Origin of the sequence: Rhizobium sp. NXC24 (assembly GCF_002944315.1) — a bacterium.
GTDB lineage: Bacteria > Pseudomonadota > Alphaproteobacteria > Rhizobiales > Rhizobiaceae > Rhizobium.
In genome coordinates, this window is record NZ_CP024311.1 from 2,081,323 (window position 1) to 2,094,470 (window position 13,148).

At 60.5% G+C, this 13,148-nt stretch carries 12 protein-coding genes and 1 riboswitch; of the genes, 4 read left to right on the forward strand and 8 right to left on the reverse strand.

Going from position 1 to position 13,148, the window contains the following annotated elements; all coding sequences use genetic code 11:
- Positions 1–129: 129 nt before the first annotated feature.
- Positions 130–663, reverse strand: a complete 534-nt coding sequence (locus NXC24_RS10295) for a copper chaperone PCu(A)C (protein ID WP_104823190.1) — start codon at positions 661–663, stop codon at positions 130–132.
- 183 nt (positions 664–846) lie between these two features.
- Positions 847–934, forward strand: a riboswitch (glycine riboswitch).
- Positions 935–1,081: 147 nt separating this feature from the next.
- Here NXC24_RS10295 and gcvT point away from each other — a divergent pair.
- From gcvT to NXC24_RS10320, 4 genes are all read left to right on the forward strand, one after another.
- Positions 1,082–2,218 (forward strand): glycine cleavage system aminomethyltransferase GcvT, encoded by a 1,137-nt coding sequence (gene gcvT, locus NXC24_RS10300; RefSeq protein WP_104823191.1) that lies wholly within the window; start codon positions 1,082–1,084, stop codon positions 2,216–2,218.
- A 28-nt stretch (positions 2,219–2,246) separates the two neighbouring features.
- Positions 2,247–2,609, forward strand: a complete 363-nt coding sequence (gene gcvH / locus NXC24_RS10305) for a glycine cleavage system protein GcvH (RefSeq protein WP_104823192.1) — start codon at positions 2,247–2,249, stop codon at positions 2,607–2,609.
- A complete protein-coding gene (gene gcvP, locus NXC24_RS10310) occupies positions 2,609–5,473 on the forward strand; it encodes an aminomethyl-transferring glycine dehydrogenase (protein WP_104823193.1) in 2,865 nt (954 codons plus the stop codon). The genes gcvH and gcvP overlap by 1 nt, the downstream gene beginning before the upstream one ends.
- 240 nt (positions 5,474–5,713) lie before the next feature.
- Positions 5,714–5,998, forward strand: coding sequence for an addiction module antidote protein (locus NXC24_RS10320; protein ID WP_104823194.1), 285 nt, complete (start codon positions 5,714–5,716; stop codon positions 5,996–5,998).
- Positions 5,999–6,021: 23 nt separating this feature from the next.
- On the opposite strand, the gene sufA is transcribed toward NXC24_RS10320, so the two are convergent.
- From sufA to NXC24_RS10355, 7 genes are all read right to left on the reverse strand, one after another.
- Complete coding sequence (sufA, locus tag NXC24_RS10325; RefSeq protein ID WP_104823195.1) at positions 6,022–6,411, reverse strand: Fe-S cluster assembly scaffold SufA; 390 nt, start codon at positions 6,409–6,411, stop codon at positions 6,022–6,024.
- Between the two features lie 76 nt (positions 6,412–6,487).
- On the reverse strand, positions 6,488–6,868 hold the full coding sequence (locus NXC24_RS10330; RefSeq protein ID WP_104823196.1) for an SUF system Fe-S cluster assembly protein: 381 nt from the start codon (positions 6,866–6,868) through the stop codon (positions 6,488–6,490).
- Between the two features lie 11 nt (positions 6,869–6,879).
- Positions 6,880–8,121: a cysteine desulfurase gene (locus NXC24_RS10335; protein ID WP_104825103.1), complete on the reverse strand. Its 1,242-nt coding sequence runs from the start codon at positions 8,119–8,121 to the stop codon at positions 6,880–6,882.
- Between the two features lie 14 nt (positions 8,122–8,135).
- Positions 8,136–9,410, reverse strand: a complete 1,275-nt coding sequence (gene sufD, locus NXC24_RS10340; protein ID WP_104823197.1) for a Fe-S cluster assembly protein SufD — start codon at positions 9,408–9,410, stop codon at positions 8,136–8,138.
- Positions 9,411–9,432: 22 nt separating this feature from the next.
- Positions 9,433–10,188 (reverse strand): Fe-S cluster assembly ATPase SufC, encoded by a 756-nt coding sequence (sufC, locus tag NXC24_RS10345; RefSeq protein WP_104823198.1) that lies wholly within the window; start codon positions 10,186–10,188, stop codon positions 9,433–9,435.
- A gap of 74 nt (positions 10,189–10,262) precedes the next feature.
- A complete protein-coding gene (sufB, locus tag NXC24_RS10350) occupies positions 10,263–11,732 on the reverse strand; it encodes a Fe-S cluster assembly protein SufB (protein ID WP_104823199.1) in 1,470 nt (489 codons plus the stop codon).
- A gap of 148 nt (positions 11,733–11,880) precedes the next feature.
- On the reverse strand, positions 11,881–13,047 hold the full coding sequence (locus NXC24_RS10355) for a cysteine desulfurase family protein (protein WP_104823200.1): 1,167 nt from the start codon (positions 13,045–13,047) through the stop codon (positions 11,881–11,883).
- Positions 13,048–13,148: the final 101 nt, after the last annotated feature.

Consider the following 13,148-nt stretch of genomic DNA (forward strand, 5'->3'; position numbering starts at 1 on the left):
ACTGGGGCGGCCTTGCCCCAGGGCCGGGTCATCCGGCCTTTTGAGGTGGCTTTAGAGCATTTCGACGAAAAGTGGAAACCTGAATTGTCTGCCCGACGGGAATTTTGTGACAATGGTGCCCGGTAAACCTCATTTTGCGTTCGGCGCCACGACAGGAAGGTTGATATCGACCATTCCCGCCTTATCGAACATCAGCATCACCGGCACCGTGCCGCCCTGCTTGAACGGCGTCTTCACCTTCTTGAACATCATGTGCAGGCTGTTGGGCGAAAGCGTCACCGTGGCCCCAGCGGGGATGGCAACACCCTCTTTGAGTTCCCGCATCTGCATGACCTCGCCCTGCATCTTCATCTCGTGCAGCTCCACCTTGCCGGCGGCCGCTGAGGTCACGGACGTCAACCTGTCGTCGCTGCTGCCGCCATTGTGAATAGTGATGTAGCCGCCACCGACCGGCTGCCCCGGCAGCATGGCGCGGACATAGCCGCCGCTGATGTCGAGATCGCCGAGCTTGGCTGCAGCCGAACCCGCCGGCGCTTTGCCGGCATCCATATGCATCCCGGGCATTTTGCTCATGTCGTCGCTCTGCTGCGCCATGACGGCGACAGCCGAGAATGAAAGTGTGGTCGCCGAAATCAGCAATGCGGCGGCGAATTTGCGGTTCATCATTGTCTCCTGCCCGGCTCCTATATTGGCACCATGGGATAGCTTCTCGAAGCGCGATTGCAAAGTCCCCTGCATCCATCGGTCGCGCGTACCGGCCTCCGCTCATCAAGTCGCCACGACAAAAATTTGTTTCAGAGCGACATTTGCCCCTTGCCATCTCTGGCGACTACCAGATAATGGCACCCAACCCTGTTGGGAGAATCCGGCGCAAGCCGGTGCCGAAGGAGCAACCGCCCCGGAAACTCTCAGGCCAAAGGACCAACATGGGGCAGACGGAACTCTGGAGAGTAGCGCGCAAGCGCTCGCCGAAGGGATAACAATCTCAGGCAAACAGACAGAGGGGGCTCATCGAAGGCGCAGCCGCGCCTGAATTTTGAGCTCTGCGCTTTTAGCCAAGCGCAAAACCCGGAGGCGTCATTTGGACGAGACCGCTGCCCTCAAGAAGACACCCCTTCATGCCCTGCATCTGTCGCTCGGTGCCCGTATGGTTCCCTTCGCCGGCTATGACATGCCGGTGCAATATCCCGCGGGCGTGCTCAAGGAACATCTCTGGACCCGCGCATCGGCCGGCGTGTTCGACGTCTCCCACATGGGTCAGGTCACGATCCGAGCCCGTTCCGGAAGATATGAGGATGCGGCGCTTGCACTGGAAAGCCTAGTGCCGGTCGATATTCTCGGGCTCGCCGAAGGCCGTCAACGCTACGGTTTCTTCACCGATGACAACGGTGGCATTCTCGACGATCTGATGATCACCCACATGGACGACTACCTCTTCGTTGTCGTCAACGCCGCCTGTAAGGATGCAGATCTCAAGCATCTTCAAGATCATATCGGCGATAGCTGCGAAGTCACTTTACTTGATCGCGCCTTGATCGCGCTGCAGGGGCCGCGTGCCGTTTCAGTGCTTGCCGAACTCTGGGCGGATCTCGCCCATATGAAATTCATGGATGTCCGCCATTGCCGCCTGCATGACGTTTCCTGTCTCGTCTCCCGCTCCGGCTATAGCGGCGAAGACGGCTTTGAGATTTCCGTACCGGCCGACAAGGCTGAGGATATTGCCCAGCGGCTGCTCGAACATCCCGATGTCCAGCCGATCGGCCTCGGCGCCCGCGATTCCCTGCGTCTCGAAGCCGGGCTCTGCCTCTATGGCAACGATATCGATCAGACGACGACGCCGGTGGAAGCCGCGCTCGAATGGGCCGTCCAGAAAGCCCGCAAGACCGGCGGTGCCCGCGCCGGCGGCTTTCCCGGTGCCGGCCGCATCCTTGCTGAATTCGACAATGGTGCCTCGCGCCGCCGTGTCGGTCTGAAGCCGGAAGGCAAGGCGCCGGTGCGTGGCCACGCCCAGCTTTATGCCGACGCCGAGGGTAAGACCGAGATCGGTGAAGTCACTTCCGGCGGCTTCGGGCCGAGCGTCGAAGGCCCCGTTGCCATGGGCTATGTGCCAGTTGGTTTCGCCGCACCGGGAACACAGGTCTTTGCCGAGGTTCGTGGCAAGTACCTGCCCGTCGCTGTCTCTTCCCTGCCCTTCATCACTCCCACCTACAAACGCTGAAAACGTCATATTCCAGAGAGGATCTTCCATGCTGAAATTCACCGAAGAACATGAGTGGCTCAACATCGAAGGCGATGTCGCGACCGTTGGGATCACGGCGCATGCCGCCGAACAGCTCGGCGATCTGGTTTTCGTGGAATTGCCCGAGGTCGGCGCCAGCTTCTCCAAGGGAGACGATGCGGCGACGGTCGAATCCGTCAAGGCGGCGTCCGAAGTCTATTGTCCGCTCGACGGCGAGATCACCGAGATCAACGAAGCCATCACCGCCGATCCGGCGCTCGTCAATTCTGATCCGATGGGCGCTGGCTGGTTCTTCAAGCTGAAGCTGAAGAATATTGCTGATGCCGATGGTTTACTTGATGAATCCGGATATAAGGAGTTCATTGCGTAATGAATACGCCTACGGAATTCACATTCACCGACTACCAGCCCTACGATTTCGCCAATCGCCGCCATATCGGTCCCTCTCCGTCTGAAATGGCTGATATGCTGAAGGCGATCGGCTATGACAGCCTCGACGGGCTGATTAATGCGACGCTGCCGCCCACCATCCGCCAGAAGGCGCCGCTCACCTGGGCTGCGCCGATGACGGAACGTGAGGCGCTCGACAAGCTGCGCGAGACCGCCAACAAGAACAAGGTCCTCGTCTCGCTGATCGGCCAGGGCTATTACGGCACGATCACGCCTCCGGTCATCCAGCGCAATATCCTGGAAAATCCCGCCTGGTACACGGCCTATACGCCCTATCAGCCGGAAATCAGCCAGGGCCGCCTCGAGGCGCTGCTGAACTACCAGACGATGATCTGCGATCTGACGGGCCTCGATGTTGCCAACGCCTCGCTGCTCGACGAAGCAACCGCTGCCGCCGAAGGCATGGCGATGGCCGAGCGCGTGGCGAAATCAAAGGCCAAGGCTTTCTTCGTCGATGCCGATTGCCATCCGCAGACAATCGCATTGATCAAGACCCGCGCCGAACCGCTTGGCTGGACCGTCATCGTCGGCAATCCCTTCACCGATCTCGATCCGGTCGATGTCTTCGGCGCCATCTTCCAATATCCGGGCACGCATGGTCACATCAACGACTTCACCGGCTTGATTGCAAGGCTGCATCAGACCGGCGCCATCGCCGTGGTCGCCGCCGATCCACTGGCCTTGACGCTACTTAAATCGCCCGGCGAAATGGGCGCGGACATTGCCGTCGGCTCATCGCAGCGCTTTGGCGTGCCAGTCGGCTATGGCGGACCCCATGCGGCCTACATGGCCGTCAAGGATGCCTATAAGCGCTCCATGCCCGGCCGCTTGGTCGGCGTTTCCGTCGACGCCCGCGGCAACCGCGCCTATCGCCTGTCGCTGCAGACTCGTGAGCAGCACATTCGCCGTGAAAAGGCGACGTCGAACATCTGCACCGCGCAGGTGCTGCTCGCCGTCATGGCTTCCATGTATGCCGTCTTCCACGGCCCCCAGGGCATCAAGGCGATCGCCCAGCAGGTGCATCAGAAAGCCGTGTTGATGGCAAAGGGCCTGGAAAGGCTCGGCTACAAGATCGAGCCTGAGACTTTCTTCGATACGATCACCGTGGAGGTCGGCCATATGCAGGGCCTGATCCTGCGCGCGGCTGTCGCCGAAGGCGTCAATCTGCGCAAGGTGGGCGAAACCAAGATCGGCATGAGCCTTGACGAGCGAAGCCGTCCGGCAACGCTGGAAGCCGTCTGGCGTGCCTTCGGCGGCAATTTCCGCCTCGCCGACTTCGAATCCGGCTATCGATTGCCGAAGAACCTGCTGCGCACCAGCGAATATCTGACGCATCCGATCTTCCATATGAACCGTGCCGAAAGCGAGATGACCCGCTATATCCGCCGGCTCTCCGATCGTGATCTGGCGCTCGACCGCTCGATGATCCCGCTCGGCTCCTGCACGATGAAGCTTAATGCAACGGCTGAGATGTTGCCGATAAGTTGGCCGGAATTCGCGGATATTCATCCTTTCGTCCCGGCCGATCAGGCGCTCGGTTATCGTGAAATGATCGATGACCTGACGGAAAAACTTTGCGCTGTGACGGGCTATGACGCCTTCTCCATGCAGCCGAATTCCGGCGCGCAGGGCGAATATGCCGGCCTGCTCACCATCCGCAACTATCACATCGCCAACGGCCAGGGTCATCGCGACATCTGCCTGATCCCGACCTCGGCCCACGGCACCAATCCGGCTTCTGCACAGATGGCAGGCATGAAGGTGGTCGTCGTCAAGGTCAGCGATGACGGCGATATCGACATGGCGGACTTCCGCGCCAAGGCGGAGCAATATGCGGCCAATCTCTCCTGCTGCATGATCACCTATCCGTCGACGCACGGCGTCTTCGAAGAGACGGTGAAAGAGATTTGTGATGTCGTGCATATGCACGGTGGCCAAGTCTATCTCGATGGCGCCAATATGAACGCCATGGTCGGCCTCTCTCGTCCCGGCGACATCGGCTCCGACGTCAGCCACCTGAACCTGCACAAGACCTTCTGCATTCCGCACGGCGGCGGCGGCCCCGGCATGGGGCCGATCGGCGTCAAGGCGCATCTGGCGGCGCACCTGCCCGGCCATCCGGAGATGGACGGCCGCAGCGGTGCGGTCTCCGCCGCAGCCTTCGGCTCTGCTTCGATCCTGCCGATTTCCTGGAGCTACTGCCTGATGATGGGCGGCGAAGGGCTGACGCAGGCGACGAAGGTCGCAATCCTCAACGCCAACTATATCGCAGCGCGGCTGAATGGCGCTTACGACGTGCTCTACAAGTCGAAGACTGGCCGCGTGGCGCATGAATGCATCATCGACACGCGCCCGCTGGTCGACAGCGCCGGCGTCACCGTCGATGACGTCGCCAAGCGCCTGATCGATTGCGGCTTCCACGCGCCCACCATGAGCTGGCCGGTTGCCGGCACGCTGATGATCGAACCGACCGAATCGGAGACCAAGGCCGAACTCGACCGGTTCTGCGAGGCGATGCTTGCGATCCGCGAGGAGGCCCGCGCCATCGAAGAAGGCCGGATGGACAAGACTGACAACCCGCTGAAAAATGCGCCGCACACGGTTGAAGACCTCGTCGGCGAGTGGAACCGGCCCTATTCCCGCGAGCAAGCCTGCTTCCCGCCGGGTGCATTCCGGGTCGACAAATACTGGTCGCCCGTCAACCGTGTGGACAATGTCTTCGGCGATCGGAATCTCATCTGCACCTGCCCACCGGTCGAGGCCTACGCCGAAGCTGCCGAGTAAGCGCTTTTCCGAAAAAGTGAAGCGGTTCAGCCGCTTCACTCCTGTCCGACATAAATCTATCGCGAAAAATCTCTATGACAGCGCCGCGTGTCCGATCGGACGCGCGGCGTTTTTGCTCGTAAAAAATCAATTTGAGAACTGCCATGCGGATGTCACCGCCCATGTGTGCCTGCGGACATGGCTTACATGAGAGCGAAGCTGCGCTCATCCGCGACTGGCTTATACGGAAAGGCATATGGGATGGATGGGGAAAAGCTCATCAGCATGGACGCCATGGATGGCTATATTGCAGCCGCTTTCGAAACCGACGATCCCTCTCACATCGCCAGGGCCCTCGGCGCCGTGGCGCGAACGCGCAACATGAGCAAGCTTGCCAAGGATGTCAGCATGAACCGCTCAGCGCTCTATCGGGCGCTCAGTGGCGATGGAAATCCGGAATTTGCGACGATTCTAAAGGTCGTGAAAGCACTTGGCTTGAAACTGACGCCGGTGCCGGTGGCCGACCGCAAATCGGACGCTGCCTGATACTAAGGCGGCGAAAGGTTTGTTCAGACCGCCGGAGCGGCCTGACGCTGCGCAGCCAGGGCCGCGAGATCGGCGGGCTTCAACTCGACGGATTCGCCGCAGCCGCAGGCCGACGTCTGGTTGGGATTGGTGAAGGTGAAGCCGGAACGCAGCGTGGTGGTTTCGAAACCCATCTCGGTGCCAAGGAGATAAAGCACGGCCGACGGCTCGACCCAGACCTTGGCGCCGTTGCGCTCGATCAGGTCGTCCTTGGCATTCGGTTCGGTCACCAGGTCGATGGTATATTCCATCCCGGCGCAGCCGCCCTTCTTGATGCCGACGCGAACGCCCTTGGCATCGGGACCGGAATTTTCGACGATCGCCTTGACGCGCGCTGCCGCGTCATCCGTCATGCTCATTACTGCAAAGCCCATGGGCCCATTCTCCTTCCACAACCGGGGTCAAGATCCGGTGCTTCGAGTCATAATGTAAAGCGGGCGGCTTAAAGCTTCAATACCAGCCGACGGCCACCTGCGCCTCTTCGGACATGCGATCCGGCGTCCACGGCGGATCGAAGGTCATGCTGACTTCGACGCCGGAAACCCCTTCGACAGCACCGACCGCATTTTCGACCCAGCCAGGCATCTCGCCGGCGACGGGGCAACCCGGCGCGGTCAGCGTCATGACGATCTTCACCATGCGATCGTCCTCGATGTCGATCTTGTAGACGAGACCGAGTTCGAAGATGTCGGCAGGAATTTCAGGGTCATAGACCGTCTTCAGCGCGCTGATGACATCCTCGCTGAGGCGCGCCAGTTCGGCCTCGGGAATGCTGGAATGCACGATGCCCTCGCGCACGTCGATCTTCTGTTCGCTTTCATCGAGTGACATCGCTTGCCTCCTTAGGCAAAGAATTTTCGCGCATATTCCAGCGCATCGGCCAGGGCATCCACCTCGGCACGGGTATTGTACATGCCGAACGATGCACGGCATGTGGAGGTCACGCCGAAGCGTTTCAAGAGCGGCTGGGCGCAATGTGTGCCCGCGCGTACGGCAACGCCCTGCCGGTCGATCACCATCGAAACATCGTGGGAATGGATACCCGCGAGTTCGAAGGAGAAAATACCACCTTTGCCGGGTGCCGTGCCGAAAACGCGCAGCGAATTGATCTCCCGCAGCCGCTCCGCCGCATATGCCGCGAGATCGGCCTCGTGCCGGGCGATCGCCTCTCGGCCGACGCTTTCCATATAGTCGAGCGCGGCGCCAAGTCCGATCGCCTGAACGATGGGCGGAGTGCCGGCTTCGAAACGATGCGGCGGATCATTGTAAGTGACGTTATCCTCGGTGACGTCGAAGATCATCTCGCCGCCGCCCTGGAAGGGCCGCATCTCGCGCAACCTGTCCTTCTTGCCATAGAGCACGCCGATCCCCGAAGGGCCGTAGAGCTTGTGGCCGGTCATGACATACCAGTCGCAATCAATGTCCTGCACGTCGACGGGCAGGTGCACGGCGCCTTGCGAGCCGTCGATCAGCACCGGAATGCCGCGCTCATGCGCGATGCGGCAGACTTCTTTGACCGGAACGATGGTGCCAAGCGCATTCGACATGTGGGTGATCGCAACGAGCTTGGTACGTTCCGTCAGGCTCTTTTCGAAATCCTCGATATGGAAGGCCCCATCGTCATCCACCGGCACCCAGACCAACTTGGCGCCCTGCCGCTCGCGGATGAAATGCCAGGGCACTATGTTGGAGTGATGCTCCATAATGGAGACGACGATCTCGTCGCCCTCGCCCAGCTTGGGCATGCCCCAGCCATAGGCGACGGTATTGATCGCTTCGGTGGAATTCTTGGTGAAGATGATATCATCCACCGACGGCGCATTCAGGAAGCGGCGCACTTTTTCGCGCGCAGCCTCATAGGCCTCGGTGGCCGCATTGGACAGGAAATGCAGCCCGCGATGCACGTTCGCATATTCGCGAGAATAGGCATGCGAGATCGCGTCGATCACGACCTGCGGCTTCTGTGCTGATGCACCGTTGTCAAGATAGACCAGCGGTTTGCCATGGACGGTCGTCGACAGGATCGGAAAATCCCGGCGGATTGCTTCGACGTCATAGGCGGTGGCTGGTACGATCTTGTCCACGAGCATTGCTCCAATCAGGCGTGATTTTCGAGCCAGTCCGAGATAACGCCTTCCAGCGCCTCGACCAGGGCTTCGTCTTCCAGCTCTTCGATAATCTCGGCCACGAAGGCATTGACCAGCATGGCGCGGGCCTTGTTCCTGGGGATACCGCGCGCCATCATGTAGTAGAGATGGTTCTCGTCGATATCGGCAACCGTGGCGCCATGGCCGCACTGCACATCGTCGGCGAAGATTTCCAGCTCCGGCTTGACCGAGAACTCGGCATCGTCGGACATCAGCAGCGTGTTGCAGGCCATGCGGGCATCGGTCTTCTGCGCATCCGGAGCGACCCGGATCATGCCTTGGAAGACACCGCGAGCGCGGTCGAACACCACGTTGCGCATGATCTCCGTCGAGCCCGTATGCGGTACGTCGTGGCCAAGCACCAGCGTCACATCGGTATGCGTATCGCCACCGAGCAAATTGACGCCGCGCAGAACAAGGTCGGAGCCCTCGCCTGTGACTTTTACATGCAGCTCCTGGCGCACCAGCTTGCCGCCGGCATTGATGACGAACAGCTTCAGCTTAGCCTGCGCGCCGAGGTCGACGCGAATCTGGCCGAGATGCGTATCCTCGGTTCCCTGCTCCTGCAGGATGATCCAGGTCACTTCGGCACCCTTGCCGATCTTGATATCGCTGACCGAGGAGACCATTGCCGCAGCACCGGGCACGGCCTGGTGGCGTTCGATCACGGTCGCCTTGACATCGGCGCCGAACGAGACCGGCAGACGGCTATGGATCTGGCCACCGGCATGGATGAACTGGATTTCGAGCGGCGCATCAAGCTCAGTCCCATCCGGAAATTCGATGACATAGCCGTCGCGCACGAAGCTGCCGTTGATGCGGCCGATGGCGTCATCCCTTCCTAGCGCGGTCAGCCGAGCGGCGGCGGTACCGTCAGCCAGACTATCGGCATAACGGCGGACAACCAGGCCATCGACCGAGGTTTTGCCGCTCGTGCTGCCCTGCAGAACCGATAGCACGGCCGAACCGGGAACGGTCGGCGATAAGGGCTCGACGCTGCCGGCGCCTATGTCTGTCGGGACGGAACGCAGCAGGGTCTTGAAATCGGTATAATGCCAGGCTTCGAAACGCCGCGTCGGCAGGCCAGCGGTCTTGAGATCGTCCAGCAAACGGTCGCGGACGGCGAGCACGTCGCCATCACCCGGCAAATCGCCCAACTGGTTGTTATAAGCCTCGATCAGCGCCGTCTCAGCGGCGGTCAGACGGCTCGTCGTCTGAATGTTCATCGACGTATCCTTTCCGCCCCGATCAGGCCGCAGCCCCGATGATGTCGGCATAGCCGTTGGCTTCGAGCTCATGCGCCAGCGTCTTGTCGCCGGACTTGATCACCTGGCCCTTGTAGAGCACGTGCACGGTGTCCGGGATGATATAGTCGAGCAGGCGCTGATAGTGGGTGATGACGATCACGGCGCGATCGGGAGAACGCAGCGCATTGACGCCGTCGGCGACGATCTTCAGCGCATCGATATCGAGACCGGAATCGGTTTCGTCCAGCACGCAAAGCTGCGGCTCGAGGAGTGCCATCTGCAGGATTTCGGCGCGCTTCTTCTCGCCGCCGGAGAAACCGACGTTCAGCGGGCGCTTCAGCATCTCGGTGTTGATCTGCAGCTTGCCGGCAGCGTCCTTGACGCGGCGCATGAAGTCAGGCGTCGTCAGTTCGGCTTCGCCGCGCGCCTTGCGCTGCTCGTTCATCGCCACCTTCAGGAACTGCATCGTGGCGACGCCGGGAATTTCGACCGGATATTGGAAAGCCAGGAAGATGCCCTTGGCGGCGCGTTCGGCGGCGTCGAGTTCCAGAATGCTCTCGCCATTGTAGAGGATATCGCCTTCCGTGACTTCGTAATCGTCGCGGCCGGAAAGAATGTAGGAGAGCGTCGACTTGCCGGAGCCGTTCGGACCCATGATGGCAGCCACTTCGCCAGCCTTCACCGTCAGGTCCAGGCCGCGGATGATCTCGGTGCCGTCTTCGGCGATGCGGGCGTGCAGGTTCTTGATTTCAAGCATAGTAGAATCCTATCGAAGGAATGAAGGTGCGGCGCGCCGCTTGCGCGCCAAAAACATGTCTCTTGTCGAGGGCTTTACCCTACGCTGCCTTCCAGCGAGATGCCGATCAGCTTCTGCGCTTCAACGGCGAACTCCATCGGCAACTCCTGCAGGACTTCCTTGACGAAGCCGTTGACGATCAACGCAATCGCCGCTTCTTCCGGGATGCCGCGCTGCAGGCAATAGAACAACTGGTCCTCGGAGATCTTCGACGTGGTGGCCTCGTGCTCGAAATGCGCCGACGAGTTCTTCGCCTCGATATAAGGCACCGTATGCGCACCGCATTTGTCGCCGATCAGCAGCGAGTCGCATTGCGTGAAGTTGCGGGCGTTGGTCGCGCGGCGATGCGCCGAGACCTGGCCGCGATAGGTGTTCTGCGATACGCCGGCGGCGATGCCCTTCGAAATGATGCGGCTCGACGTGTTCTTGCCGAGGTGGATCATCTTGGTGCCGCTGTCGACCTGCTGGTGGCCGTTGGACACGGCGATCGAGTAGAACTCGCCACGGCTGTCGTCGCCGCGCAGGATGCAGGACGGGTATTTCCAGGTGATCGCTGAGCCGGTCTCGACCTGGGTCCAGGAGATCTTCGAGCGATCGCCGCGGCAATCGCCACGCTTGGTGACGAAGTTATAGATGCCGCCCTTGCCGTGCTTGTCGCCCGGATACCAGTTCTGAACGGTCGAATACTTGATCTCTGCGTCGTCCAGGGCAATCAGTTCGACGACAGCCGCATGCAGCTGATTTTCGTCGCGCTGCGGCGCGGTGCAGCCTTCGAGATAGGAGACATAGGCTCCCTCTTCGGCGATGATCAGCGTACGCTCGAACTGGCCGGTGTTCTTCTCGTTGATGCGGAAATAGGTGGAAAGCTCCATTGGGCACCGCACGCCCTTCGGCACGAAGACGAAGGAGCCATCGGTGAACACGGCCGAATTCAGCGTCGCATAGAAATTGTCGGTCGTCGGAACGACGGAGCCGAGATATTTGCGCACGAGATCAGGATGCTCGCGGATCGCCTCCGAAATCGACATGAAGATCACGCCGGCCTTCTTCAGCTCTTCCTTGAAGGTGGTGACCACCGAGACCGAATCGAACACCGCATCGACGGCGATCTTCGGCTTCTCGACGCCAGCAAGGATCTCCTGCTCACGCAGGGGGATGCCGAGCTTTTCATAGGTCTTCAGCAGCTCCGGGTCGACTTCGTCGAGCGATTTCGGACCGGCAAACTTCTTCGGCGCTGCGTAATAGTGAATATCGTTGAAGTCGATCTTCGGATAGTCGACGCGCGCCCATGTGGGCTCTTCAAGCGTCAACCAGCGACGATAAGCCTCGAGGCGCCATTCCAGCATCCATTCCGGTTCCTGCTTCTTGGCAGAGATGAAGCGGATAATGTCTTCGGAAAGACCCTTGGGAGCCTTTTCCACCTCGATGGTGGTCTCAAAACCGTACTTATACTGGTCCACATCGATCAAGCGAACCTGATCGACTGTTTCCTGGACTGCAGGCATGTCGTTCTCCAATCTCGCCGGATCCAAGGTCCGGCAGCTTGTCAACGTTGCGGCAGACTGAAATGTCTACCCTCTATGTAGTCGGCCAAAAGGGACTTTTCAGCCCGCTTGGCAAGCGGAAATTTCTGTTTCCGCAAAATTGTGGCCGTTAGGCCGCAGCTCCGGCAAGTTTACGCCGTCCCGCAATTCGGGCGAACGCAGCAATCGCGCGTTCGACATCCTCTTCGGTCGTCGTAAATCCAAGCGAAATGCGCAGCGCCCCGAGCTTGGGATCGCAGCCCATCGCCATCAGCACATGGCTTTCACCCACCTTGCCGGAAGAGCAGGCGGAACCTGCCGAAATCGCCACCCCTTCGAGATCGAAGGCGATCTGTCCGGTTTCGGACTTCAGCCCCGGCAGGGTGAAGAAACTGGTATTCGGCACGCGCGGGCCGCCTTCGCCGTGAATGATGACATCGGGCGCGGCAAGCCGCATGCCCTCCTCCAGTCGGTCACGGAGTTTCGCAGCGGCCGCATTGCGGCTGTCGAACTCGGCGGCGGCCGCGGCCGCGGCCGCGCCGAAGCCGACGACGGCCAATGCGTTCTCCGTGCCGGAACGATGCCCTTTTTCCTGTCCGCCGCCATGGATCAGCGGCTTCGGCATCAGCACTTCGCCGCGAGAGACGAGCGCGCCGGCCCCTTTCGGTCCGCCGATCTTATGCGATGAGATGACGAGGAAGTCGGCGCCGATCTCGTTGATATCGATCGGAACCCGGCCTGCCGCCTGCACGGCGTCGACGACCAAGAGGCCGCCGAATGCCTGCACGATCTCAGCCGCTTCGCGCACGGGCTGGAGAATGCCGGTTTCGTTGTTAGCAAGCATGATCGCCACCATCGGCAGCCCACTTGCCTTGTCATGGGCCGAAAGCATCGCTTCCAGCGCAGCAAGATCGACAACACCGTCCGATGTCACCGGTATTTCGCTGATCTTTTCCTTCGGGAATCGGCCACCCTCCCTGAGGGCTGGATGCTCGATTGCCGATATATAGAGATGGCCGATCGCAAGGGGCGTACGGCCCATGCGGAATTCCGGCGTCAGCACCATGTTGGCGGCTTCCGTTGCGCCGCTGGTAAAGACGACATGAGCCGGTTCGGCCCCCGTCAGACTTGCGACCTGCCGGCGCGCAGCTTCGATCGCCGCCCGCGTCGCACGCCCTTCGCCATGAACAGAATTGGGGTTTCCATAGAGGTCCAAGGCGTGCAACATAGCGTCGCGCGCCGCCGGATGAAGCGGTGCGGTGGCATTCCAGTCGAGATAAAGGCGCGTTGCCGCCATAATCTTCTTCCTGCCTGACGAAGCCTTGTTGTGCCCGGCTCATTTTCCTTGAAATTTCAGCCGGGCATGCCTTATGACACGTTCGACAAACCGTTGCACAA